This window comes from Catenulispora sp. GAS73 (assembly GCF_041262085.1).
Classification (GTDB): domain Bacteria; phylum Actinomycetota; class Actinomycetes; order Streptomycetales; family Catenulisporaceae; genus Catenulispora.
This window is the reverse complement of sequence record NZ_JBGCCM010000024.1, coordinates 128,994-153,512: the sequence shown is the minus strand read 5'-3', so window position 1 is coordinate 153,512 and position 24,519 is coordinate 128,994. Positions and strand designations below refer to the sequence as shown.

Annotated in this window: 25 protein-coding genes; 16 read left to right on the top strand and 9 right to left on the bottom strand. The window is 71.8% G+C overall.

The genetic code is table 11. The features are described from left to right. Positions 1-41: 41 nt before the first annotated feature. Entirely contained in the window at positions 42-476 is a 435-nt protein-coding gene (locus ABH935_RS32240) for an ATP-binding protein (RefSeq protein WP_370381725.1), read from the top strand. A 64-nt stretch (positions 477-540) separates the two neighbouring features. Further along, positions 541-1,227, top strand: a complete 687-nt coding sequence (locus ABH935_RS32235; protein ID WP_370381724.1) for a hypothetical protein — start codon at positions 541-543, stop codon at positions 1,225-1,227. Positions 1,228-1,274: 47 nt separating this feature from the next. Here the strand turns inward: ABH935_RS32235 and ABH935_RS32230 are convergent, their stop codons facing one another. After that, positions 1,275-2,048 carry a GntR family transcriptional regulator gene (locus ABH935_RS32230; RefSeq protein WP_370381723.1) on the bottom strand — a complete coding sequence of 258 codons (774 nt, stop codon included), beginning with the start codon at positions 2,046-2,048 and terminating at the stop codon, positions 1,275-1,277. Between the two features lie 186 nt (positions 2,049-2,234). Here ABH935_RS32230 and ABH935_RS32225 point away from each other — a divergent pair, with 186 nt between their 5' ends. From ABH935_RS32225 to ABH935_RS32205, 5 genes are all read left to right on the top strand, one after another. Further along, the gene (locus ABH935_RS32225) at positions 2,235-3,404 is read left to right on the top strand and encodes an ABC transporter substrate-binding protein (RefSeq protein ID WP_370381722.1); all 1,170 of its coding nucleotides are present in this window, start codon (positions 2,235-2,237) and stop codon (positions 3,402-3,404) included. Positions 3,405-3,406: 2 nt separating this feature from the next. Continuing rightward, positions 3,407-4,378, top strand: coding sequence for an ABC transporter permease (locus ABH935_RS32220; RefSeq protein ID WP_370381721.1), 972 nt, complete (start codon positions 3,407-3,409; stop codon positions 4,376-4,378). Further along, complete coding sequence (locus tag ABH935_RS32215; protein WP_370381720.1) at positions 4,375-5,256, top strand: ABC transporter permease; 882 nt, start codon at positions 4,375-4,377, stop codon at positions 5,254-5,256. Before ABH935_RS32220 ends, ABH935_RS32215 begins: the two co-directional genes overlap by 4 nt. Further along, entirely contained in the window at positions 5,253-6,293 is a 1,041-nt protein-coding gene (locus ABH935_RS32210; protein ID WP_370381719.1) for an ABC transporter ATP-binding protein, read from the top strand. The genes ABH935_RS32215 and ABH935_RS32210 overlap by 4 nt, the downstream gene beginning before the upstream one ends. Before the next feature lie 84 nt (positions 6,294-6,377). Continuing rightward, positions 6,378-7,001, top strand: a complete 624-nt coding sequence (locus ABH935_RS32205; protein WP_370381718.1) for a class I SAM-dependent methyltransferase — start codon at positions 6,378-6,380, stop codon at positions 6,999-7,001. On the opposite strand, the gene ABH935_RS32200 is transcribed toward ABH935_RS32205, so the two are convergent. The 3 genes from ABH935_RS32200 to ABH935_RS32190 form a co-directional block, all read right to left on the bottom strand. Next, positions 6,894-7,733 carry a phosphatase PAP2 family protein gene (locus tag ABH935_RS32200; protein ID WP_370381717.1) on the bottom strand — a complete coding sequence of 280 codons (840 nt, stop codon included), beginning with the start codon at positions 7,731-7,733 and terminating at the stop codon, positions 6,894-6,896. The genes ABH935_RS32205 and ABH935_RS32200 overlap by 108 nt on opposite strands. A gap of 35 nt (positions 7,734-7,768) precedes the next feature. Next, a complete protein-coding gene (lgt, locus tag ABH935_RS32195) occupies positions 7,769-8,770 on the bottom strand; it encodes a prolipoprotein diacylglyceryl transferase (RefSeq protein ID WP_370381716.1) in 1,002 nt (333 codons plus the stop codon). A 154-nt stretch (positions 8,771-8,924) separates the two neighbouring features. Further along, positions 8,925-9,419, bottom strand: coding sequence for a MarR family winged helix-turn-helix transcriptional regulator (locus tag ABH935_RS32190; RefSeq protein ID WP_370381715.1), 495 nt, complete (start codon positions 9,417-9,419; stop codon positions 8,925-8,927). 370 nt (positions 9,420-9,789) lie between these two features. On the opposite strand from ABH935_RS32190, the gene ABH935_RS32185 reads away from it, so the two are divergent. Then, positions 9,790-10,479, top strand: a complete 690-nt coding sequence (locus ABH935_RS32185; protein ID WP_370381714.1) for an NAD(P)H-dependent oxidoreductase — start codon at positions 9,790-9,792, stop codon at positions 10,477-10,479. On the opposite strand, the gene ABH935_RS32180 is transcribed toward ABH935_RS32185, so the two are convergent. The 3 genes from ABH935_RS32180 to ABH935_RS32170 form a co-directional block, all read right to left on the bottom strand. Continuing rightward, entirely contained in the window at positions 10,370-10,831 is a 462-nt protein-coding gene (locus ABH935_RS32180) for a pyridoxamine 5'-phosphate oxidase family protein (protein WP_370381713.1), read from the bottom strand. The genes ABH935_RS32185 and ABH935_RS32180 overlap by 110 nt on opposite strands. A gap of 119 nt (positions 10,832-10,950) precedes the next feature. Beyond that, a complete protein-coding gene (locus ABH935_RS32175; RefSeq protein WP_370381712.1) occupies positions 10,951-13,305 on the bottom strand; it encodes a putative bifunctional diguanylate cyclase/phosphodiesterase in 2,355 nt (784 codons plus the stop codon). A gap of 73 nt (positions 13,306-13,378) precedes the next feature. Further along, on the bottom strand, positions 13,379-14,872 hold the full coding sequence (locus tag ABH935_RS32170) for an FAD-dependent monooxygenase (RefSeq protein WP_370381711.1): 1,494 nt from the start codon (positions 14,870-14,872) through the stop codon (positions 13,379-13,381). Between the two features lie 136 nt (positions 14,873-15,008). Here ABH935_RS32170 and ABH935_RS32165 point away from each other — a divergent pair, with 136 nt between their 5' ends. The 3 genes from ABH935_RS32165 to ABH935_RS32155 all read left to right on the top strand — a co-directional run bounded on the left by ABH935_RS32165 (position 15,009) and on the right by ABH935_RS32155 (position 16,942). Beyond that, positions 15,009-15,515 (top strand): SigE family RNA polymerase sigma factor, encoded by a 507-nt coding sequence (locus ABH935_RS32165; protein ID WP_370381710.1) that lies wholly within the window; start codon positions 15,009-15,011, stop codon positions 15,513-15,515. A gap of 30 nt (positions 15,516-15,545) precedes the next feature. After that, positions 15,546-16,418, top strand: coding sequence for a hypothetical protein (locus ABH935_RS32160; protein ID WP_370381709.1), 873 nt, complete (start codon positions 15,546-15,548; stop codon positions 16,416-16,418). Between the two features lie 92 nt (positions 16,419-16,510). Beyond that, positions 16,511-16,942, top strand: coding sequence for a nucleoside deaminase (locus ABH935_RS32155; RefSeq protein ID WP_370381708.1), 432 nt, complete (start codon positions 16,511-16,513; stop codon positions 16,940-16,942). Between the two features lie 18 nt (positions 16,943-16,960). On the opposite strand, the gene ABH935_RS32150 is transcribed toward ABH935_RS32155, so the two are convergent. Next, positions 16,961-18,352, bottom strand: coding sequence for an ABC transporter substrate-binding protein (locus ABH935_RS32150; protein WP_370381707.1), 1,392 nt, complete (start codon positions 18,350-18,352; stop codon positions 16,961-16,963). Then, positions 18,343-18,915, bottom strand: coding sequence for a hypothetical protein (locus ABH935_RS32145; RefSeq protein WP_370381706.1), 573 nt, complete (start codon positions 18,913-18,915; stop codon positions 18,343-18,345). The genes ABH935_RS32150 and ABH935_RS32145 overlap by 10 nt, the downstream gene beginning before the upstream one ends. A gap of 96 nt (positions 18,916-19,011) precedes the next feature. Between ABH935_RS32145 and ABH935_RS32140 the strand changes: the two genes are divergently transcribed. The 5 genes from ABH935_RS32140 to ABH935_RS32120 all read left to right on the top strand — a co-directional run bounded on the left by ABH935_RS32140 (position 19,012) and on the right by ABH935_RS32120 (position 24,500). After that, positions 19,012-19,944: a hypothetical protein gene (locus ABH935_RS32140; protein WP_370381705.1), complete on the top strand. Its 933-nt coding sequence runs from the start codon at positions 19,012-19,014 to the stop codon at positions 19,942-19,944. After that, a complete protein-coding gene (locus tag ABH935_RS32135; RefSeq protein ID WP_370381704.1) occupies positions 19,944-21,944 on the top strand; it encodes an ABC transporter permease in 2,001 nt (666 codons plus the stop codon). Before ABH935_RS32140 ends, ABH935_RS32135 begins: the two co-directional genes overlap by 1 nt. Continuing rightward, positions 21,941-22,732: an ABC transporter ATP-binding protein gene (locus tag ABH935_RS32130; RefSeq protein ID WP_370381703.1), complete on the top strand. Its 792-nt coding sequence runs from the start codon at positions 21,941-21,943 to the stop codon at positions 22,730-22,732. The genes ABH935_RS32135 and ABH935_RS32130 overlap by 4 nt, the downstream gene beginning before the upstream one ends. Then, positions 22,729-23,385 (top strand): ABC transporter ATP-binding protein, encoded by a 657-nt coding sequence (locus ABH935_RS32125; RefSeq protein WP_370381702.1) that lies wholly within the window; start codon positions 22,729-22,731, stop codon positions 23,383-23,385. The genes ABH935_RS32130 and ABH935_RS32125 overlap by 4 nt, the downstream gene beginning before the upstream one ends. A gap of 74 nt (positions 23,386-23,459) precedes the next feature. Then, positions 23,460-24,500, top strand: a complete 1,041-nt coding sequence (locus ABH935_RS32120) for a DUF3068 domain-containing protein (protein ID WP_370381701.1) — start codon at positions 23,460-23,462, stop codon at positions 24,498-24,500. Positions 24,501-24,519 lie beyond the last annotated feature (19 nt).

Here is a 24,519-nt window from a genome sequence, read left to right as displayed (position 1 = left end):
GTCCAGTACGGGTCAACCGGAGTGGGTCGAAGGGGAGAGCAATGGCGCAGCGCGTCGAAGTGGCACCGCCGAACCGCCGGATCAGGACGCCGCAGCGCGCGTCCGTCGTGCTGACGGTGCCGGCGCACAAGGACTACGTGGTCATCATCCGCTCCGCGGTGGCGCAGCTCGCGGCGAGCTGCGGCTACACGCTCCAGCAGGTCACCGACCTGCGGCTGGCCGTGAACGAGGCCTGCGCGCTGCTGGTCGGGAGCCTCGGGGTCATCGAGTGCCGGGCCGAGGTGCGGGGAGACGTGGGAAGCGAGGTGCTCCGGGTGGCGGTCTCCGCCCCGGCCGCCGGCGGCTTCGACGTCCCCGACACCGACGGTCTCGGCTGGAACCTGATGACCGCGCTGGTCGACGCGCTGGCCTGGGCCCAGGACGGCGTCACCGCACGCGTCAGCCTGGAGAAGCGGCGCGGCCTGCTTACCCGCTGAGCGGGTGCAATTTCCCCGATATGTCGCAGACTGAAAGAGGGGACGAGAGCGAGAGGAGGCCGCCATGGCGATCGCCACCGTGACCCGTGTGATCGGGCGGAAGTACGTGATCGGGAGCCGCGTCTACTGCTCCGAGTGCCCGTGCGGCTATCTGGCCTCGGCCGTCGTGGACCCCGCGACCGGCCGCTTGGAGCACCTGATCGTCACCCCGGACCACGGCATCGACTCGCGCCTGGTCCCGATCGCCGCCGCGCACTGCGAAGGCGAGGCCGTCCGCCTGCACTGCACGCTCGACGACTTCAATGCCATGGAACCCGCGGTGGACGTGCACATCACCCCGCTGGACCCGGCCCGCCCGCCCCGCCACTACCCGAACGAGGAGAGCTCCGCCTGGCCGTTCTTCGACTTCGGCCCCAGCACCCCGAACCTCGGCCTGGCCGCGCCCGAACCGGTCCTGATGCCGCGCATGGCCTATGACGACCACGTCCCGGCCGGCGAGTCCCGCATCTACCCCGGTGACCACGTGCACGCCAGCGACGGCGTCATCGGCCACGTGCGCGGCGTGGTCGTGGCCCCCGACGGCGACGCCGTCACCCACATCCTGGTCGACGAGGGCCTGCTGCGCGGCCACAAGCGCGTGGCGATCCCGATGGAGCTGGTCGGCGGCGTCGGCGAGGACGGTGTCCGAGTGCTGATGAGCCGGAAGGAAGTCAAGGCTCTGTCGCCCTGCGAGGTTGTGGCAGCCGCCTGAGGCATCAGTGACAAGCGCGGTGAGCGCCTGAAACAGCTAGCAGCCGCTCACCGCGACCAGAGCACACTCCCGCCCTGCGGCACCATGTGATGCCGCGTCATCGGCGTCGAAGCCAGCGAGTTGTGCACCACGAACGCCACGCTCCCGGGCACGTACCGGTCCTCCGACCACTCCAGCGGCACCCCCGCCGGGTCCGTCGACCGCCGCCGCTCCCGCAACAGCGGATCCCCGGCGGCGCAGCCCAATAGAGCGGCGTCCTCGCGGTCGGCGCGCGCCAGGTCGATGGTGTGTTCGGCGTCTGCGACGAACACACCGGCGCGCTCCAGGAACTCGGTGACGGACACGGTGTCCGTCGCCAGGTTCTCCACGATGGTGCCCACCGCCTCCGGGTACGTCGTGCGCTCCAGCATCGCCGGCTGGCCCGACAGCAGCCTGAGACGCAGCACCCGCAGCACCCGCGCGTCGGGCTCGCCGCGCAGGTGGCGCTGCTCGTCGGCGTCCGGGAGGTGCCAGCCCTGGCGGATCACCCGGCCCTCGGGCGACTCGCCGATGGAGCGGGCCCAGCGGGCGAAGCTCTGCATCTGCGCGAAGTCCTGCACCGGCGCGTCGTCCAGAACGACTCTGCGGGTCCCGCGCCGGGAGGTCACCAGGCCGTCCTGGCGCAGCAGCATCAGCGCCTGGCGGATCGTGCCTCGGGAGACCTCGTACTGCTCGGCCAGCGCCCCCTCGCTGGGCAGCTTGCCGCCCGGGCCGTACGCGTGCTCCGTGATGGCGTGCCGCAACTCTTCGGCGATCCGCCGATATCTCGGTTCCTGGGTCACCAGGAGTCCCCCGCTTCCGTGGGTCGTCGTGTCAACGATCTTAATAGTTGGCTACACAACTAGGTGTTGGCCATACAACTTCGATTTGTTCACCTGGTTCTGCGTTTGCGTCCACCTGGCATCCGCATAGTCCTTGCCGCGGGTGATCGCGGCCGACTCCTGGCCGCCCCGTCCGGGAGGAAAACTGTGAACCGACGTCTGACGGGCATCGCCGCCACCGCGGTCGTCCTCGCCCTTAGCGCGACCGCTTGCTCGTCGAGCAAGACCAACTCCGGCAGCACCTCTGGCGGCACCAGCCAGGGCGCGGCGGCCGGCGCCAAGGACGCCTCCAAGGCCACCACCGCCGCCGACCTGGGCGGCATGGACGCCCTGGTCGCCGCCGCGAAGAAGGAAGGCACGCTGAACGCCATAGCGCTGCCGAAGACCTGGGCCAACTACGGCGCCATCATGGACGCCTTCACCGCCAAGTACGGCATCAAGATCAACGACGCCAACCCGGACGGCTCCAGCCAGGACGAGCTGAACGCGATCAAGCAGCAGAAGGGCACCGACCGCGCCCCCGACGTCGTCGACGTCGGCCAGGCGGCCGCCACCTCCGGCGCGGCGTCGGGCCTGTTCGCGCCGTACCAGGTCGCCACCTGGTCGCAGATCGCTGACGCGCAGAAGGACTCCCAGGGTCTGTGGTACAACGACTACGGAGGCTACATCGCCATCGGCTACGACGCCGACAAGGTGAAGAACCCGCCGACCACCCTGAAGTCCCTGGACGACCCGCAGTACAAGTCCCAGGTGGCGCTGAACGGCGACCCGACGAAGGCCAACGCGGCGCTGTCCGGCGTGCTGGCCGCGGCGCTGGCCAACGGCGGCAGCCTGGACAACGCCCAGCCCGGCATCGACTTCTTCGGCAAGCTGAAGAAGGACGGCGTGTTCGTCCCCGTCGCCGCCACCCAGGCCACCATCCAGTCCGGCACCACGCCGATCACCATCGACTGGGACTACCTGCAGGCCTCGGCCGCGACCGACCTGAAGGCCAAGGGCGTCAACTGGAAGGTCGTCGTGCCCTCCGACGGTCTGTTCGGCGGCTTCTACAACCAGGCGATCAGTGCCTCCGCGCCGCACCCGGCCGCCGCGCGCCTGTGGGAGGAGTTCCTGTACTCCGCCGACGGCCAGAACCTGTGGCTCAAGGGCATGGCCCGCCCGGCCGAGCTCCCGGCGCTGCAGAAGGCCGGCACCGCCGACGCCGCCGCGCTGGCCGCGCTGCCCGCCGTCGCCGGCACCCCGCAGTTCGCCACGCAGGACCAGATGACCGCCGCCTCCAAGCTCGCCGTGTCCGGCTGGGCGAAGGCGACCGGCTGACGATGACCGCATCCGCCCCGGCGGACGTCCCGGCCGGCGTGGGGGAACCCACGCCGGCCGCTGCGGCGTCCCCGCTCCGACCCGCGGGCCCGCGCGCCGGCCGCCTCGGCCGCCTCGGCCGCGCCCGCCGCACCCGGCCCGCCGACCTGCTCGGCCTCGCGCCGTTCGCCGCCTACGTGGCCGTGTTCCTCGGCGCCCCGGCCTACGCCGTGATCACCGCCGCCTTCAAGGACGACGCCGGCCACGCGACGCTGTCGAACGTCACCACCACGCTGAAGGACCCCTACCGGCACGCCTTCACCGTCAGCATCGAGCTGTCCGTGCTCAGCGCCGTCCTCGGCGCGGTGCTCGGCCTCGCGCTCGCGATAGCGGTCTCCGGCGCGCGGCGCGACGGCTTCGTGCACCGCGCCGTCACCACCGCCTCCGGCGTGCTGGCCTACTTCGGCGGCCTGCCGCTGGCCTTCGTGTTCCTGGCCACGCTGGGCCCGCAGGGCCTGGTCACCAAGTGGTTGAACAGCGCCGGCTACAACCTTACCCAGCACGGGTTCGTGCTGTGGAACATGGCCGGCCTGGTGCTGGTCTACCTCTACTTCCAGATCCCGCTGATGCTGCTGGTGATCTTCCCGGCCCTGGACGGCCTGCGTCCGCAGTGGGAGGAGGCCGCGCGCAGCCTGGGCGCCTCGCGCCGGCAGTACTGGCTCCGCGTCGGCGGCCCGCTGCTCGCGCCGCCGTTCCTCGGCGCGCTGCTGCTGTTGTTCGCCAACGCTTTCGCGGCCTACGCGACCGCGTACGCGCTGAGCACCGGCAGCGTCCCGCTGGTGCCGATCCAGATCGGTTCGGTCATGTCCGGCAACGTGCTGGCCGGGCAGGAGAACATCGGCAACGCGCTGGGCCTGTGGATGATCGTGGTCGTCGGCCTGGTCGTGGTCGCGTACACGCTGCTCCAGCGCCGGACTGCGAGGTGGCTGCGGTGACTGCTCTCGTCTGGGCAGATTCTGAGAACCCGGATTCCCCCGCGGTTCAGAGCCCTGCGACGCCGCGTCCCGGCCGGGCGCAGCGTCGTCGGCCGCCGGTCGGCCGTGCGCTGCTCCTGCTGGTGTTCGCGGCCTACTTCTTCATCCCGCTCTACGCCGCGGTCGACTTCACGCTCGGCGGCAGCCGCCGCAACATGGGCCACACGCTGTCGGTGTGGACCGGCCTGGTCCATCAGGAGGGTTTCACCACCAACCTGATGACCTCGCTGAAGATCGCCGGCGGCACGGTGTTGCTCCTGCTGGTGCTCATGGTGCCGACGATGGCGTGGCTACACCTGCGCCTGCCGCATCTTCGCCGCGTCGTCGAGGGCGTCTGCCTGCTGCCGATGGCGATCCCGGCCGTGGTCATCGCCAACGGCATCATCGGGGCCTTCAAGTCCTGGCCGCAGGCGATCACCGGCTCCTCCTGGATCCTGATCCTGGAGTACGTGATCCTCGCGCTGCCGTTCACCTACCGCTCGCTGGACGCCGGCCTGTCGGCGATCCCGCTGACCACGATGGTGGAGGCGGCGCGCAGCCTGGGCGCCAGCTGGCCGGTGACGCTGTGGCGGGTCGTGGTGCCGAACATCCGCACCGCCATCGCCTCGGCCGGCATCCTCGGCGCCGCGCTGGCGCTGGGCGAGTTCACGATCGCGAACCTGTTGCTGCTCAACACGTTCCCGGTCTGGACCGACCAGGCCGGCCAGCAGGACGGCGAGGTCGCGACCACCGCCTCGATGCTGATCCTGTTCCTGTCCTGGCTGCTGCTGATGCTGGTGTCGCATCTGGGCCGCGGCCGTACCGCCAAGAAGTCCTTGAAGTTGCGGAGAAGCAAGTGAGCGCCCCGTCCGTCGAACTCGTCAAACTCAGCCGCTCCTTCGGCGGCGTCGCGGCCCTGGACGGCCTGGACCTGACCGTCGAGCCGGGCACCCTGATGTGCCTGCTGGGCCCCTCGGGCTGCGGCAAGACCACGGCGCTGCGCATCATCGCAGGGCTCGAACACAGCGACGGCGGCGAGGTCCGGGTCGGCGGTCAGGACGTGGCCCGGGTCCCGGCGAACAAGCGGGACATGGGCATGGTGTTCCAGTCCTACAGCCTGTTCCCGAACCTGGACGCCCGCGACAACGTCGCCTTCGGCCTGCGCATGCGCGGCTGGGGCGCGGCCAAGCGCCGCGAGCGGGCCGGCGAGCTGCTGGAGCTGGTGGGCCTGTCGGCGCACGCGGACAAGTACACGCACCAGATGTCCGGCGGCCAGCAGCAGCGCGTGGCCCTGGCCCGCGCGCTGGCGATCGAGCCGCGCGTACTGCTGCTGGACGAGCCGCTGTCCGCGCTGGACGCCGTGGTCCGGGTGCAGCTGCGCGAGGAGATCCGCTCGCTGCAGACCCGCCTGGGCATCACGACCGTGTTCGTCACCCACGACCAGGAGGAGGCGCTCAGCGTCGCCGACCAGGTCGCGGTGATGCGCGCCGGCCGCCTGGAGCAGTGCGCGGCCCCGGCCGAGGTCTACGCCGAGCCGGCGACCGCGTTCGTCGCGGAGTTCATCGGCACGATGAACCGCCTGCCCGGGACCCTGTCCGCGGACGGCCAGACCGTCGAGGTGGCCGGCCGCCGCCTCGTGGCCCGGGAGGCGGGATCGCGCTCCGGAGGGGAGGTCGCGGTGCTGATCCGGCCCGAGGCGGTGCGGTTCGAGCCGGCCGAGGACGGCGCGGCGACGGTGCGCCAGGCCGGGTTCCGAGGCCCGATCACCCGGATTACCGCGGTGCTGGAGGACGGCACCGAGGTGCTGTCGGACGTGCCGAGCGCATCGGCGGCCGACCTGGTGCCGGGGCGGCGGGCGGCTGTGGTGCTGGAGGACGCGCCGGTCATGGTGGTGTGATCCCGGTCGGGTTCGCAGGGCTCTTCTCACGGGGGACACGCAAAACGCTTGCACGTTTCTCACGGAGCGTGCAGCGTGTAGCGCGTGGATCCGACCCCGCACGTCGCGCGATTCGACGCATGGGCTCCGGTCTACGAAGCGAGCGCGCTGCAGGAGGCTTTCTACACGCGACTGCATCGCAAGGTGTTGGGACTCGCCTCGGCCGCCGGACCGGTGCCCGGCCGCATCGTGGACATCGGATGCGGTACCGGTCGGCTGCTGCGCGCCGCGGCCGCGGTCTACGCGGACGCGGGCCTGGTCGGCGTGGACATCTCGGCCGGGATGCTCGCGCAGGCGCGGGCGATGGCCGCGCCGGGGGAGCGCACCGCCTTCGTCCGTGCCGATTCCGCCGCACTGCCGTTCGGCGACGCCGGGTTCGACCTGGCGACGTGCACAGCGTCCTCGCACCACTGGCCGGAGCCGGCGGCAGCGCTCGCTGAGCTCCGTCGGGTCCTCGCCCCGCACGGCCTGCTGGTCCTGGCGCACCTGCAGGGCGTCGCGCTGTGGGACCCTCCGGGCGCCGGCCACGTCCGGCGCCGCGGGGTACGTATCTCCTCCGGTCTAGCCGTCCCGCTGTTCGACAGCGGTTTCCGAGTCTGCGACGCCGCGCTGTTCGCCGAGTGCCCCCTGATGCCCGCGACCGTCGTGCTGTGCGCGCGGCGGCGGTAGCGAAGCGGCGCCGGTGCGGCGGCTCCACAGCTTCGCCGCCAGGTGCTGGATCGCGAACGCCGCGGCCAGGGTCAGCGCCCCGCCGACGGCGTCGGCCACGAAGTGGTTCGCGGTGCCGACGATGACGGTGAAGGTGAACAGCGGATAGAACAGGCCCGCGATGCGGACCCAGCGGTGCCCGGCGTAGCGGTAGATCATGACCGCGCACCAGCCGGACCACGCGATGTGGTCGCTGGGCATCGCGGCGTACTGATTCGAGACCGACTGCATGCTCGGCGACGCCCAGGAGCCCCAGGTGTGGTACTTCACGGTGGTGTCGATGAAGCCGTGGCCGGCCAGGAGGCGCGGCGGCGCCAGCGCGAAGAAGTAGAAGCCGATCAGGCTCGACACGATCGCGATGAACAGGACCATGCGCGCGGAGCGGTAGGCCTGCGGGTGGCGCACGTAGAGCCACACCAGCACGGCGATGGTGATGAGGAAGTGCAGCGTCGCGTAGTAGTAGTTCATGCCGACGATCAGCGGCGTGACCTTGTCCAGCGCGTGGTTGACCGTCAGCTCGACGTCCACGTGCAGCGAATGCTCGGCGCGCAGCATGGACGCGGCCCGGCGCATCGCGATGTCCTTCTGGCCCGGGACGGCGTCGCGGGTCAGGGTGTACAGGCTGTAGCCGACGACGACCAGGGCCAGCTCAGTCCACAGATACGGACGTCCCTGGCGGCTACGGGGGAACAAGCGACGGCGCGCAGCAGCGGGTGGTGCCGGCTCGCTCACTCGTCGGCCTCGCGATCACGCACGGTCGGCGTGGTCGCGGAGGCCTGCGGGTCGGGGCGGTCCGGGGTGGGCTCGGTGTCCGGATCGGCTTCGGTGCCCGCGACGGTGTCGGTGTCGGTGTCCGGATCGGCTTCGCTGTCCGTGACGATGTCGGTGTCAGTGTTCGGATCGGAACCAGCATCGGGCTCGGCCACCGCCGCCGTCCCCGGCTTGTCCCGCCGCACCCACAGATACACCAGCGCCCCCACGAACACGATCAGCGACACCCAGTCGTTGAGCCGCAGCCCCAAGAACCGGTTGGCGTGGTCGTCCCGCAGCGCCTCGACCACCGCCCGCCCCGCCGTGTACGCGGCGACGTAGATCGCGAACAGCCGCCCCCGGTTCGGGTGCCACTTGCGGTCGATCCACACCAGCGCGACCGCGACAGTCAGGTCCCAGATCGACTCGTACAAGAACGTCGGCTGGTAGAACGCCTCGTTCGGCGTGTTCGACGGCCGGTGCGCCGGATCGATGCGGATCGCCCACGGCAGCCCAGACGGCCGACCGTACAGCTCCTGGTTGAAGTAGTTGCCCCAGCGCCCGATCGCCTGCGCCAGGACCAGCGCCGGTGCCATCGCGTCGGCGAAGTCGGCGAGCTTGATCCCCTTACGGCGGCAGCCGATCCACGCGCCGACCGCGCCGAGCGCGACCGCGCCCCAGATGCCGAGTCCGCCGTCCCAGATGTAGAACGCCTTGACCGGGTCCTCGCCGGACTTGAAGTACAGCTCCGGGTCCGTGATCACGTGGTAGAGCCGGCCGCCGACCAGGCCGAACGGCACGGCCCAGATCGCGATGTCCACGACGTCCTCGCTGCGGCCGCCGCGCGCCGCCCAGCGCCGTCCGGTCCACATCACCGCGACCACGATGCCGAGCAGGATGCACAGCGCGTAGGCCCGGATCGGAAGCGGGCCCAGATGCCACACGCCCTGCGACGGGCTCGGCAGATACGCCAACGTCATCGCAGCGACCACCCCTGCTGTTCCGGCCGCGTCGGCCGGTCCGTCGCGGTGTTTTCCTCGCCACACTACATCGGGGTCAAAGATGTTCGGTCACCGAAGTATCTCGCCCGGATCTTTCCCGGGTCTTGCCCGCCGATCAGTGCTGGGGTTGACGCTACAGAGTTTCGGTATCGCTGCGCTGCTTTTGCGGCTCGCCGCGACTCGGGTCGAGCACGCCGTCCAGCGCGGCCAGCACCCGGATCGCGGCCCGCATGTCGTCCGGATCGACGAACGGCAGCGTGGCAGCCTTCTCCCGCTCGAAGGCCGCGTCGCCGCGCCGGACCAGTTCGGTCCCGACCGGCGTGAGCGCGATGAGGTTCTCGCGCCGGTTCTGGTCCGAGGTCCGCACGGTCATCAGCCCGGCGGCGACCGCGGCGTCGATCTGCCGGCTGACGGTGCCCTTGGTCAGGCCCAGCCGGTCGGCGACGGTCTGCTGGTTGAGCGGCCCGGGATGGGCCTCGACGACCGACAGCACCAGGAACTGGGCCAGCGACGTCCCGATCTCCCGCTGGAACAGCGCCTCGCCAGAGCGGTCCATCAGCCCGGCGACGCGGCGGACCAGGTACCAGAGCGTGGCCAGATCGTCCGGGAGCGGGGCGGCGGGGTCCATGGGGCCCATGGTACCGGATCGTTTGACAGGCAACAGTTCGAAGTGCAACTGTTGCAAGCGAAACCATAGCCCGGCCGGGCACCACCGACACGGAGAGCACACCCGATCACGGGAGCACCCATGCGGATCCTGATAGTCCTCGACCACCCGTACACCCTGGCCTCGGCCGCCGACGTCCCGCACCGGCGCAGCTTCACCGCCGCCGTGGCCGCCGCCGCCGTCCGCGGCGCCGAGACCGCCGGACACGAGACCGACCTCATCGACCTGGCCGCCGACGGCTTCGCCCCTGCGATGACGGCCGCCGACCTGGCCGCCTGGCGGCAGGCGCACGTCGTCGACCCTAGGGCGTGTTTGAGAAGTCGGGTGGGTAGTGTCCCGCAGCTGGCGAGCAGGTCGAGCGCGACGGCTCAGCGGCAAGTCTGGCAAGACGGACGGCCTGCCTCATCCTGGTTGGCTGTGGCTGGTCGTCCGGCGCCGCCAGACGCCGCCACTGTGCCCATGGCAGCCAGAGGCTGCGTGCCGTCGCGCCCCGCCCGACTTCTCAAACACGCCCCAGGTCGCCGACTACCAGCGGCGCCTGCTGGCCGCCGACCACCTGGTGTTCGCGTTCCCGGTGTGGTGGGAGGCGATGCCCGCGGCGACCAAGGGCTTCCTGGACCGGGTGCTGATCAAGGGCGTGCTCTTCGAGGAGCTGCCCGAGGCCAGGGGCAACCCGTTCCGCACCCTGATGCCGCGCCTCGCCGGTGTCACGGTGCTGTCGGTCATGACGACGCCCGACAAGGCCTACCGCTGGTGGTACCGCGATCCGCTGACGAAGATCCTGTTCAAGGGGACGTTCGGCAAGATCGGCGTGCAGAACCTGACCTGGGTCAACTACGACAAGGTCGCCGACCGGACGCCCGAGCAGCGCGAGCGGCTGCTGCGTGATACCGAGGCGCGCTTCGCCGGGCTCAGCCCGACATCCCCGTCTCTGTCTCCGACTCTGCCCCCGACGCAGCCTTCGTCTCCGGCAGCCGTACCTTCACCGTCCCCAGAACGCGCCGCACCTCGATCTCGATGACCACTCGCAGCGGGTTCGGCCCGGGCTCGCCGTACCGCGCGGCATACCTGCGCTCGGCGTCGGCGACCGCCTCCGGGGTCTGATTCACCCGCGCCACGCCCTCCAGCGTGGTCCAGCGGCCGCGGTCGACCTGCGTCACCGCGACCGGCAGCGTGCCGGCGGCGCTGATGCGGCGGGCCTTGGCGCTGGTGCCGCTGGTGATGATGCGGGCCAGGCCGGTCTCCGGGTCGTAGACGACGCCGACCGGGACCAGGTGCGGGGTGCCGTCCGGGCGGACCGAGGCCAGGCTGCAGATGTGGCGCTCGGTCCAGAACGTCACACCGTCGGGATCGGCTGCTGCGTGGTCGGGCATCGGTCCTCCGTGGCTGTGCTGCGGACGCGGGTCTGCCGTGCCATCCTCGCAAAGATCCGGCCGCTGCGGCGCCGGCTGCCCGGTCCGCCTCAGAGCCGGCTACGCAACCTGCTGCCACGTCAGCTGCACGACACAGCCCCGACTGCCGCCGCCCCGCTCCGCAGCAGCTCTCCGAACTCCTCGGCGCGCAACGGCATCGCGAACAGATGCCCCTGCGCGAAGTCGCATCCCAGCTCCCGCAGCCGGTCCCGCTGCTCCGTCGTCTCGACGCCCTCGGCGACGACCCGCATCCCGAGCGCGTGCGCGAGCGTGATCACCGCGACCACGATCGCGTCGTCGCCGCGGTTGCGGGTCAGCCCGCTGATGAAGACGCGGTCGATCTTCAGCGTGTCGACCGGATTGTCGCGCAGGTGCCCGAGGGAGGAGTAGCCGGTGCCGTAGTCGTCCAGGGCGATCTTGATCCCGGCGCCGGAGAACGCCGCCAGCGCCGAGCGCGCGGTCAGCGAGGCCTCGTGCACCGCGGTCTCGGTGACCTCCAGGCAGATCCGGTCGGCCGGCACGCCGTGCCGCGCGATCGCCTTGGTGACCTGGCTGACCAGGTCGGGGTCGTGCGACAGCTGCCGGCTGGACAGGTTCACCGACAACAGCGGCAGCGGCCGGGGCCCGGCGCCGTCGGCATCCCGAGCCGCCAAGAGCGCCGCGTTCCCGTCGGCGTCCCGAGCCGCCGGCAGCGCCGCGTTCCACTCGGCGAGCTGCCGGCACGCCTCGTCCAGCACCCAGCGCCCGATCGGCACGATCAGCTGCGTCTCCTCGGCCACGTCCAGGAACGCCGCCGGCGCCAGCAGCCCGCGCTCCGGGTGGTGCCACCGGATCAGCGCCTCGGCCCCGATCACCCGGCAGTCGGACAGCGCCACGATCGGCTGGTACACCAGCGTGAACTCGCCGCGCTCGACCGCCTGCCGCAGGTCCTGCTCCAGGTTCATGCGGTGCACGGCCCGCTCGTGCGTGGCCGGCTCGAAGAACCGGTAGCCGCCGGCCACCGCGCCGTCGGACTTGGCCTGGTACATGGCGGCGTCCGCGTCGCGCAGCAGCTCGTCGACCGTGGTGTCCGGGCCGTGCGCCAGCGCGATGCCGATGCTGGTGCGCACGTGCATCGCCTTGCCGGCGAAGTCGAACGGCGGGATCAGGCAGTCGATGACGCGCTGCGCGATCGCCCCGGCCTCGGTCTGGCCGGCCACGTTCTCACACAGCACCACGAACTCGTCCCCACCGAACCGCGCCACCAGGTCGCCGCGCCGCACCGCCTTGCGCAGCCGGTCGGCGACGGCGGCCAGCAGCTCGTCGCCGGCGGCGTGCCCGAGGCTGTCGTTGACCAGCTTGAACCGGTCCAGGTCCAGGAAGAGCACGGCCAGCCGGTCCGGGTCGGCGCCGCCGAGCTCGATGGCCTCGCGGATCCGGCTGACCAGCAGCGTGCGGTTGGCCAGTCCGGTCAGCGGATCGCGCACGGCCTGCTCGGCCAGCGCCTCCTCGATCCGGCGGCGCTCGGTCAGGTCCCGGCTGACCGACAGCACGCTGCAGATCTTGCCGTCGCTGTCGAGCTCGGGGACGAAACGCGTGTGCAGGAAGCGGTACTCGCCGGCCACCGTGACGTTGAACTCCCGCTCGGTGTCCTGCCCGGTCTCCAGGACGTGCCGCAGCGAGTCCTCCCAGACCCTGAGGAAGTCCTCGGAGTAGCCGCGCTCCCGGCTGGTGTGGCCGAGCATCTCCACGCCGGTGAGCTCCCGCGCCGCCGGGTTGGCGTAGGTGCACCGCAGATCCCGGTCGAAGCGCGCCATCAGGTCCGGGCTGGTGTCCAGCAGCGTCCTGAGCTCGCGTCCGACCCGGTCCAGCTCGGCGGTGCGGGCCTTCAGCTCGCGCTCGGAGATCTTGCGCGCGGTGATGTCGCGGCTGATGCCGAAGGTGCCGATGATGCGGCCGTCGAAGTCGCGCAGCGGCTGCTTGGTGGCGCTGAGCGTCTCCTCCTCGGGGGTGCCCGGCCGCAGGTGCGGCTCCTCGAAGTCGATGATCGCCCGGCCGGTGCGCATGATCGTCTTCTCCGTCGCGAACGCGGCGGCGGCGTGCTCGGGGGTGAAGTAGTCGCGGACCGTCTTGCCGATCATCCCGGCCGGATCCGTGCCGCTGAACTCGGCGGCGCTGGCGCTGACGCGCAGGAACCGGGACTCGCGGTCCTTGAAGAAGATCATGTCGGCGCAGGCGGACAGCAGGTTGTGCAGGCAGATGCGGTCCAGCTCGGCCTCGTCGATGGTGCGGTCCGGGGCGGGTTCCGGCTCGGGTGTCGCAGACGGCTCCGGGCCGGAGGAGGCTATTCGCTCATCGGTGTCAGAGCGGGGCACTCCCGGCTGCACGGGGAGGCCGTCGGGCCGCGACCGGCCGGGGGTGCCCGTCTCAGCCCCGCGTTCTGCCGCATTCGTCATCGATGCGCCTGCTCCCTGGGTCCGGGTGATCTCCATGATATCCGAGCTGCCGTGCGCCGCTCGGGCGCGCGAATCACCAGGTCCTGGCTTCGGCGACATGCCCGTCCGGCCTGATCAGGACTGACCCCGGGTCGTCCCAGCCGTCCCGGAGGGCCCACGCGGGGCCGGTGACGGCGGCCGCGGTGACGGCGGCGGCGCTGTCGTCGGCGCTGTCTTCGGTGTCCGCTGCGGGACCGCCGACGGTCAACCGTACGAAGCGGCCGGGTCCGATCTCGCGCAACAACTCGTAGAGCCGGACCGGGGGAGCGGCGTCGCGTTCGAGGAGCAGGTCGGGGACTCGGGCGCCGAGCCGCGCGTCTTCAACGTCCTCGCCGTCCTGCGCCGTCGGATATCGCACCGCGATCCCGGACAGCCGCCGCGCGTACTGCAGGTTGACCGCCGGATGCTCGGCCAGCAGCGCCTCGAACCTGGTCCGCAGCGCCGCGCCGTCGGCACCGGTCGCCGCGACCAGCCCCATCTGCGCGTGCACGTCTTCCAGCACACGCTCCCCAGCGGGACGCCGCTCCGCCTCATAACCGTCCAGCAGCTCGTTCACAGTGTCCGGAATGCCACCGTCCCGCTCCACCCGCACGGCCGCGATCAGCCGCCACGCCAGATTGTGCGCGTCCTGGATCCCCAGGTTCATGCCCTGGCCGCCCATCGGGAAGTGCACGTGCGCCGCGTCCCCGGCCAGCAGCACCCGGCCGTCGCGGTAGCGGTCCGCCTGCAGCGCCGAGTTACCGATCGTCGAGACCCGCTCGACCTCGCCGAAGCCGTAGTCGGTCCCGGTGATCCGGATCAGCGACTCGCGCACCGTCTCCGCGGTCCACGGCTTGCTCAGGTCGGTCATCACCGCGTGGTCGATGGTGGAGACGACGAACCGGCCGTCCGGCAGCGGGATCACGAACAGCAGCCCCTGCTCGTTGCCCTGCAGGTACCGCTCCGGCGGCGGCGGATCCTTCAGCTCGACCAGCGCGGCCGGGCTGAGGAGGGTGTCGGGGGTGCCGCTGAAGCCGATGCCGGCGGCCTCGCGCACGGCGCTGTGCGCACCGTCGCAGCCCACGACGAAGCGTGCGGTGACGTTCTGGTCGGCGCCGTCGTGCCGCACCGTCGCCACGATCCGATCAGCCTGCTGCCGTACGTCCACGACCCGCCGCCCGCGCAACACCTCGCCGCCGCAGCGGTTCAGGCGCGCCTCCAGCAGCTCCTCGGTCTGCGCCTGCGGCTGAAGCAGGATGTGTGGGAACGCCGTAGGCAGCACCGCGAAGTCCAGCCGCGAGGCCCCCATCGCGAAATGCCACGTCGCCAGTCGGCGGCCGACCGCCAGCATCGGCGCCGCGACCCCGCGCGAATCGAAGATCTCCAGCGTCCGCGGATGCACCACGAACCCGCGCGACCACGCCGCACGGTTCTCCCGCGCCTCCACGACCATGACCCGCACCCCGGCCGCGCACAGCTCCGCGGCCACCCAGCAGCCGACGGGTCCGGCCCCGACGACCAGCACCTCGATATCCGGCGGTGACGACATCCGTTCCTCCCGGTCGGGCGCGAGTACGCATGATGATAGCGGGCGAGCTGCGGGCGGACTGCAACCTTTCGCCACACAGCCTGCTCGGAAGCTGGTGACGGAAGCCGAAGGGGCATCACGGGGCGGGAGGGGTTCGGTGGACCGGCTCGAAGGGTTCGCGGAATACGCGGGGGCGCGCCAGCGGCACTTGCGCAGGAGCGCCTACCTGCTGTGCGGTGACTGGCATCTGGCCGAGGACCTGACCCAGACGGCGCTGGTCAACCTCTGCCGCAGCTGGGGGAGGGCGCGACAGGCGGGGTCGCTGGACGCGTACGCGCACACCGTGCTCGTCAACACCTTCCTGCGCTACAAGCGCAGGTACCAGCGGCAGGTGGACCGGGCGGCGGCGTACTCCTCGGGGCAGCCCGACGTGGCTCCCGCGGATTCGCCGGAGCTGCGCCTGTCGCTCCAGGCCGCGCTGCAACAGCTTCCACCGCGGGCGCGCGCCGTGGTGGTGCTGCGGTTCTGGGAGGACATGAGCGTGGAGGCCACGGCCGACGCGCTCGGGTGTTCCATCGGCAACGTCAAAAGCCAGACGTCCCGCGCCCTGGCCAGGCTGCGGGAGATCGTCGGCGATTCCCTCATCGACAGCGGACTCCGGTAGACGTGTTCCGCGGAGACGGAAGAGTATCTGATGACTGACGACATGTTCCCCGGCCAGGACCGGGACAGCTATGCGGAGCCCGGCAGGGCGTTCGTCGGCTCGTTCGCGGACGAGCCGCCGTTGACGGACATGGTGCCGCGCGCACTGGCCGTCTACGAGCGCGGCCGTCGGCGGCGGCAGGTCGCCGGCGTGGGCGGCGGGGTCGCGGCGGTGGCGGCGACGGTGCTGGTGGCGACCCAGGTGCTCGGCGGTCCGGGACCCGGATCGCGCGGGGCGGTGGCGCTGGCGGGCTCGCCGACGCCGACTCACGTGTCGACTCACACGCCGACGCCGACCACGTTCCCGTCGGCGCCGCGTTCGACACCGCCGAGCGGACCCTGCGACCGGACCTTCACGCTCTACGACGTCGGCACGAACGTCGTTCCGATGCCGAACGAGGCCGTGGCGCACCAGGTGTGCCATGAGGGCCTGGCGGCCATGGCCGGAATGCTCCCGGGGCACACGTGGACACCGATCAAGGACCCGTTCGCCTCCGACGGTACCTACCTGGCCGACAGTTACGCGCCCGACGGCAACGCGGGCATCGCGCTCGCGACCAGCATCAGCACCAAGCCGTACTTCACAGCGCACTGCTCGAACGTCTGGTATCCCCAGACGTCTTGCCAGGACGTGACCCTGGCCGAAGGCCTGAGCGGCATCGAATTCGGCGGGGAGCCGAGCGGCGGCAAGCCGGGCGGGTACACGCTCTACGTCGACCTCGCCGGCGGGCGCCAGTTCCAGTTCCAGACCGGATTCCAGGCCGGGGGGCCGCGGGCTCTGACGCTCGACGGGTTCCTGAAGCTGGTCAAGAGCACGGCCTTCGCCGACTACCTGAAGCAGTACAAGACGAACCTCGGTTCGTGACCGACGGCCACGCGTGCCTCCTTGTGCGGCGGCGCGCGTGGCCGTCTCCTTCTCCGTCTCATTGACCGGCCCGGCCCTGCACAATGTCCTTCGTGCTTACTCCCACCGACGAGACCCTGCTGCGCCGCGCGATCGACATCGCGGCGAACGCCGTGACCATCGGCGACGCGCCGTACGGCTCCCTGCTCGCCGACGCCGCCGGCACCATCCTCATCGAGGAGCACAACACCGTGAGCCGCGACAACGACATCGCCGCTCACCCGGAACTCAAGCTCGCACGCTGGGCCGCCCGCGAGCTCAGCCCGGAAGCCGCCGCGGCGACGACCATGTACACCAGCTGCCAGCCGTGCGGGATGTGCACCGGCGGGATCGTGCGCTCGGGCCTGGGGCGCGTGGTGTACGCGCTGGCCACCGAGCAGCTGGTCGAGTTGAACCCGGGGTCGGGCTGGCCGGAGGTGCCGCAGGAGGGGCCGGCGCTGTTCGAGGCGGCGCGGGTGCCGATCGAGGCCTACTACCGGAAGTAGCGCCCGCGACCTCAGCGGCTATGGCGTGTAAGGCAGCTGCGGCACGTCGAAGCAGTTGGTGTCCATGTCAGGCACCTGCGTCACCCACCCGCCCCTGCCGCCCTGCGCCGAGTCCTGCCAGCGTGCCGCGTTCAGGCAGGCGCGCGTCGTGCCGGTAGGCGGCGGGGTCGGGACGAAGGAGGCCGGCAGGATCAGGTTGTGGGCGTCGTAGGGCCGCGGGCGGTTCATGAACGTCTCGACGCAGGCGCGCGTCACGGCCGCGCCGCACGAGCCGATCGCGTCGGTGAGCCACTGCGCGGCCGCCCACCCCTCCAGGTCCCACGCCGACAGCTGGGACACCTGGTCCGGGAAGTAGCGGGCCATCGCCGCGCGGAACTGCGCGACCGCCGGGTACTGGGTGTCCTCGTAGTTGCGGCTGGAGGACGTGGCCCACAGGACGTTGCGGCACGCGGGGGAGGAGCGGTAGTCGTCGCGGACCGACTCGCCCCAGTTCTCGACGTTCGTGACCTTCGCCAGGACACGCACGCCGGCGGCGTCCATCGCGTTGCAGAGGGCGGCGTTGCCGCGGGTGTCCATGGCGTCGAACAGGAGCTGGGTGCCGTCGGCCCTCATCGCCGCCGCGACCGCCTGGAAGTCGGGGAGCGCGAGGTCGACGGTCTGGGAGACGACGTGGTAGCCCTCGGCGTGCAGGCCGGCGGCCAGTTGGGAGGCGTAGCGCGTGGAGTCGGCCTGGTTGTAGGCGACCACCGCGGCGCGGACGGAGCCCAGGCGCTGCTTGAAAAAGCGGAAGATCTCCGTGCTCTGATACAGCGTCCCGTTCCAGCCGACGGTGCGCCCGTCGCGCGGCGAGCTGCTGCCGCCGATCGCGTAGAGGTGCGGGTACTGGTCGTAGACGGTGGTGATCGGCTGGCCGCCGACGTCGGGGACGTCCTTCTTGCTGACGTAGTCCGCGCCCGCGTAGTCCAGCGCCGCCGTGGCGTTCAGGGCGAAGACCTGGTCGTGGTCGATGAGCTGGTGGACGCAGTCCTGGTTGCCGATGCCGCTGCCGCCGTCGTCGCAGACCGTGGCGGCGACGGTCCGGCCGTGGATGCCGCCGCTGTCATTGAGGGCGCGGAAGAAGGCTTGGGCGCCGTAGCTGGGGCCGCTGAAGGCGGCCGAGCCGACCGGGCTGGTGAGGGAGGCGAGGATGCCGACGCGGATCTGGGTCGGGGTGACGCCGGTGTCGCTGGCGGGGTTCTGGTTCGGGGTTTGGCTGCTATTCCCGTTCCCATTCCCGTTGCCAGGTGTCGGCCGCGAGCTGAACGCGCTGGACGGCAGACGGGTCCCACAGCCGGCGATGGCCGTCGTCAGCGTCGCCGAGGCCGCGAGCAGCGCGACCAGGGCGGCGCTCCGATGCACGGTTAGCTGCATCCCGGCAGCGACGTGTTGCCGGTGAGGGCGACGAGCCCGCACAGCGTCGCGTCCGCGACCTTCCACGTCCCGTCCTGCAGCACGGCCTTGCCCGTGGCGTTCGGCTCCACGACGGTGCCCTGCAGGGAGAGCGCGTAGGTCACGGTCGCGGTGGTCGCCGAGGTGAACGCCACGTTGGTCACCGCCGCGGACACCTGGCCGACCCGCGGGTCGGCGGCGAAGCCCTGGAGCAGCGGGGCCAGGACGGTGCCGTTCTCCAGGTACTTCTCCTTGTTGGGGATCGTGGTCTTCGGGTCGAAGAACGTCTGCCAGTTCTGCTTGATCTGCGCCGTGGCGGCCGCCGCATCGGCCGGCCCGGCGCCGCTGGCGGTTCCTGTCGGCGACGTCGAGGGCGAACTTGCTGGCGACGAGGTCGTGCTTGTGCTGCTTGAACTACTCGTCGACGAGGACGACGACTTGCTGCTACTCCCACCGCACGCCGAGGCCGCCATCAACGCCACGACCGCGACCCCGGCAGCGAGCGTGCGTCCATACGAGGCCCTGGCGCGTCGCGTCATCGACATGGCTTTCTCTCCGCCTCTGCTGCGATCGAAGGACTTCCGCCATCCCCAGCATGTCCTCTTATGTATAAACCGCAACATAAGCGGTAGAAACCTGCCATGGCCCGGTTGCCACACTTCCCGGCGACCCCGCAGACGTCGACACTGACCCGCGCGGTCCGCGAATGGTCCGGCTGGCTCATCGTCGCGGCCGGCGCGGTCCTCTGCGTCCTGGGCTGGTACGGCGTATCCGGCGAAAGCGTGATCGAACAGCAACTCCCCTACCTGGCCTCAGCCACCATCCCGGGCGCCGCCATGATCGTCGCCGGCGCCACCCTGATCGCCTCCCGCCCAAGCCACCGCACAGCCGGCGCCGACCAGCGCATCGAGACCCTGTACGCGCTCCTGGTCGCGGACCCCACCGAGCCCGCCACCACCCCGCGCAAGCAACCCGCCGCCCCCGAAGCCCTGTTAGCCGTTCCCGGCGGTACGCTCTACCACCGCCGCGACTGCCCCCTGGTGGCCGACAAGCCCACGGCCGAGCCGATCGACACCGCCGCCATCATCGAACGCTCGCTCACACCGTGCCCGGTCTGCGAGCCGCCGCCGCCCGGCCCAGGCCGGTCCGGCCCCGACCACCCCGCGCCCACCGACCCTGCCACTTCCGGCCCGGCCCCGTCCGAGGGCGAACATACCGACCAGCGCGCCACTGACCAGCGGGCCACCGACCGGCCCGCCACCGACCAGCGCGCCACCGACCAGCGGGCCACCGACCGGCCCGCCACCGACCAGCGCGCCACCAACCAGCGCGCCACCGACCGGCCCGCCACCGACCAGCGCGCCACCGACCGGCCCGCCACCGACCCTGCCGCTTCCGGTCCGGCTCCCGCCGCAGACCAGCCGGCTGACCCAGGCCACTCTGCCTCCGGTTCCGGCCCGGCCTCCTTCGCCGACGGCGCACCTGCCGCTGACCAGCTCGCCGCCGATCAGCCTGCCGCCGATCGCTCAGCCGCAGATCCCGGCCGCGCCGACCCCGACCACCCGGCCCCCTGATGCCCCTCCTCGCCGCCCTCACCGAGCCCGCCGCCCTCAGCCTCACCATCGACCTGGCCATCGCGGGCCTGGCCGTCGGCAGCGCCGCCGCCCTCAGCGGCATCGGCCTCGTCGTCACCTACCGGGCGACCGGGGTCCTCAACCTCGCGCAGGGTGCGCAGGCGATGGTCGTCGCCTACCTGTTGCGCGAGCTGGTCGTGGTCTGGCACTGGCCGGTCGGCCTCGCCGCCGCGCTCTGCCTCCTCGTCGTCGCGCCGGGGCTCGGCGTCGTGCTCGAACTCGGTGTCTTCCGCCCTCTGCAGCGGCGGGGCGCCGGGCCGGCCGAGACCATGGTCGCGACCATCGGCGTCTTCATCCTCCTGACCGGCGCCGTCGTCCTCCTGTGGGGGACCGGCCCCTACGCCGACGCGCCCTCGCTGGTCCCGAGCACGCCCTTCACCCTTCCCGGCGGTCATTCCGTGCGCCTGGACACCGCCGTGCAGCTCGGCGTCGTCCTCGTGCTCAGCGCGCTGGTCGCCGTCGTCACCCGCTACACGCCCTTCGGCCTCCAGCTCCGCGCCGTCGTCGACGACCGACGCCTCGCCGAGCTCTCCGGAGTGAACGCCGGCCGTGTCTCCGCGATCGGCTGGGCCTTCGGCTCCTTCACCGCCGGCCTCGTCGGCGTCCTGCTCGCCCCGAACCTGCTGCTCGACCCCTACGGCCTGTCCCTGCTCGTCATGGAGACCATGGCCGTGGCCGTCGCGGGCCGCCTGCGCAGCGTCGGCATGGCCGTCGCGGTCGGGCTGGGCCTGGGCGTCGCAGGCAGCGAACTCACCCGCCTGCGCCCCGGCGGCCAGATCCTGCCGCTGGTCCAGGCCCTGCAGTCGAACCTGTTCGTGATCGCGCTCCTGGTCGTCGTGCTCCTCCAAGGCCGCCTCGGCACCGGCTCGCAAGCCCCGCCGGCGCGCGCGGGCGGCGGCGCCGGAGTCGGACGCCTCGTCCCCGAACGCGGGGTCGTCGCCGCGATGGCCTGCACCGTCCTGCTCTTGATGCCGCTCGGCTTCCGCGGCCCCGACCTGCGCGACGCGCTCCAGGTCCCGGCCCTCGCCCTGGTCCTGCTGTCGGTCGTGGTGGTGACGGGCTACGGCGGCCAGGTTTCCCTCGGCCAAGCCGGGTACGCCGGCATGGGAGCCCTCGGCACCGCCCTGTTCATGTCCGGCAAAGTCCCCGGCGTCCCCGCCATGCCGGCGATCCCCGCCCTCCTGTGCGCGGTCCTGGTCACCATCCCCCTCGGCCTGCTCACCGGCTGGCCCGCGATCCGCCGCCGCGGCCTCGCCCTGGCCCTGGTGACATTCGCCGTCGGCACCGCCATGAGCCGCTTCGTCTTCGACCAGCCCTACGCCACCACCGGCCTGCTCCTGGACCGCCCCGGCTTCCTCGCCGACAACCGCGCCTTCTACGCCGCCGAACTGGCGCTCCTCGCGCTCGGCGTCGTCATCGTCCGCAACCTGCACCGAGGCCGCCTCGGCCGAGCCCTGACCGCGCTCCGCGACCACGAAGCCGGAGCCTCCGCTGCCGGCCTGAACGTCCCTTGGCTCAAAGTCTTCGCCTTCCTCACCGGCGCCGGCCTGGCCGCACTCGGCGGCGGCCTGATGGGTCTCGGCGGCCGGGCCTTCAACGCCGCGACGTTCGATCCCTTACAAGGCCTCATCTGGTTCGCCACCGTCGTCGTCGCCGGCGCGGACAGCGCACTCGGCGCGGTCCTGGCCGCCGCGCTGCTCGTCGGCCTCGACACCGGCACGGCCCAGGGCATCTCGACCGTCGTCGTCGGCGCCCTGGCCCTCGCCATCGGCCGCATGCCCGGCGGACTCGCGGGGACGCTGGCACGGCTCGGCACGACTGCGGGCCTCGGTGCCGGCCGCGCCCCGCTCCCACCACCGTCAGCCCAGCTCACCCCCCTCGGCGAACGCGTCCGCACGCACATCGCCCGCCGAACCACCGCCGGACAGAGCCGACCATGAGTGCCCCAGCCCGCCTCACCGCCCGAGGCATCGTCCGCCACTTCGGCGGCGTCCTGGCCGTGGACGGCGTCGATCTTTCCGTCCCACCCGGCCGCATCACAGCACTCGTCGGCCCCAACGGAGCCGGCAAAAGCACCCTCTTCGACTGCCTCAGCGGCGCCCTGCGCCCCGACGCAGGCCGCGTCATCCTCAGCGGCAAGGACATCACCGGCAAGAACACGGCGCCCAAAGACATCGCCCGCCTCCCCGACTACCGCCGAGCCCGCCTCGGCCTGGCCCGCACCTTCCAACAGCTCTCGATCTTCCCCGGCCTGACCGTCGCCGAGAACGTCCGCATCGGCGCCGAAGCCCGCCCCGGCGGCACCGTCCGAGGACTGATCGGCCTCCCCGACCCCGGCCCCGCCCGCGCCGCGGCGGCGCTCGCCACCGACCGGGCCCTGCGCCTGGCCGGCCTGTCGGCCTTGCGCGACCATCCGGTCTCCGACCTGCCGACCGGCACCCTCCGCATGGTCGAGCTAGCACGCGCGCTCGCCGGCACGCCCCGCGTGCTGCTCCTCGACGAACCTGCCGCCGGCCTGGACGCCGCCGAAGCCGCCCGCCTGGCCGCGATGCTGCGCGCGCTCAGCGCCGAAGGCATGGCGCTCCTCCTCGTGGAACACGATGTCGACCTCGTCGCAGAGCTCGCCGACACCGTCTGCGTGATGGCCGCCGGCCGCGTCGTCGCCCGCGGCCCCGCTGCGGCGGTGCTCGCCGATCCCGAGGTCGGCGCCCTGTGGGGCCATGCATGAGCGTCGAGGCGGAACTGCGCGACGCCCGCGTCCGCTACGGCCCGCTCGAAGCGTTGCACGGCGTCGACCTCGCTTTCCCCCAAGGCCGCGTCACCGTCCTGATCGGCCGCAACGGCGCCGGCCGCACCACGGCGTTGCGCGCCCTGGCCGGCGCGGTCCCGCTCTCCGCAGGACACTGTCTCTGGCAGGAACGCGACGTCACCGGCCTGCCCGCCTATCGCCGCGCACGCCTCGGCCTGGCGTACGTCCCCGCCGAGCACGCGGTGTTCGGCTCGCTGACCGTCGCCGAGAACCTGGGCCCGGACGCGCACTCCAGCCCGGAAGTCGCCGAGACCTTCCCCGAACTGCCCGCCTTGTTCGACCGCCGCGCCGAGACCCTGTCCGGCGGACAGCGGCAGCTGGTGGCGCTGTGCCGTGCCCTGCTCCGCCAACCGCGCCTGCTCGTGCTCGACGAACCCGACCGCGGCCTCGCCCCGGCCGTCGTCGCACGCCTGCACCGACGCCTGCTGGCGATGGCGGCGGAGGGTCGCACGGTTGTGCTGGCGGCGCAGTCGCTCCCTGCGACACTCAGCGCCGCCGGAGTCGTGCACGTCCTCAATCGTGGCCGCGTCGCGTTCAGCGGCGAGCCGGGGGAGCTTCCGCTGTCCGAGTGAAGCAGCACGCGGCACCGTCACTCGTTGGGGTCCCTCAGCTGGCCTTTCGTCGTCAGTACTCGGACACTGACGCTGTGACCAAGACACGCATCGCGTGCGCCGTTGTCGGCGTGCTCTCCCTTGTCGCCGCCGCACTGATGGCGTGGTGGATCACGCCGAGCTATGTGGCCCGGATCCCGGACGGCAAGAACATCTCCCGCAACTACGAGGGGACCTTCCAGTCCCTGCTCGATCCGACGGCGCTGGCCTCGGGCAACCTGCTCGGCGCGATCAAGCAGAACGTGCCGATGTCGGTGGCGCAGGACGTCAAGGCCGAGAAGACCTCCGGCGGCAAGGCCCTGATCAGCGACTCGCGGACGACGTCGGCGGGCGGGACCAAGGTCGAGCAGACCAAGTGGGAGTACGCGGTGGACCGCAAGTCGCTGGAGGCGGTGAGCAGCCACCCCAGCAGCTGGAACGTCATTCCCGCGCAGGGGCTGACGGTGAGCTGGCCCTTCGGCGCGAAGAAGAAGAACTACCAGGGGTGGACGCCCGAGACGCAGACCGTGGCCCCGCTGACGTATCTGCGGTCGGAGAAGAAGCAGGGCATCACCACCTACGTCTACGAGGCCAAGGTCTCCCCGACGAAGATCGTGGACCCGCAGATCCTGGCCACGCTGCCGAAGCAGCTGCCCTCCAGCCTGCTCAAGCTGCTCGGCACGGCCGGCGCGCTGCCCGCCGGGCAGGCCGGGCAGCTGGCACAGCTCCTGCCGGAGCTGCCGGCCGAGGTGACGATGGCGTACACGTTCCAGGACGACTCCACGTTCTGGATCGACCCGAACACCGGCCTGGTGATCGACGTGCAGCGCAACCAGCAGCGAGTCGCCGCGATCGCGCTGCCGAACGGCACGACGGTCCCGCTGATCCCGGCGGTCGCGGCCACGTATCAGACCGCTCCGGCGAGTGCTCAGAGTGCTGCCGACGACGCGCGGCACGGACGCACGGTGATCCGCTGGCTCGGGGTCTATCTGCCGATCATCCTGCTGGCGCTCGGATTCGTGCTGCTGGTGCTGGCCGGCGGGCTGGGCCTGCTGCGCGGGCGGCGGCAGCGGCCGGTGGCGCCGACGCAGGAGTGAGGCTGCGCAACAGGATCCA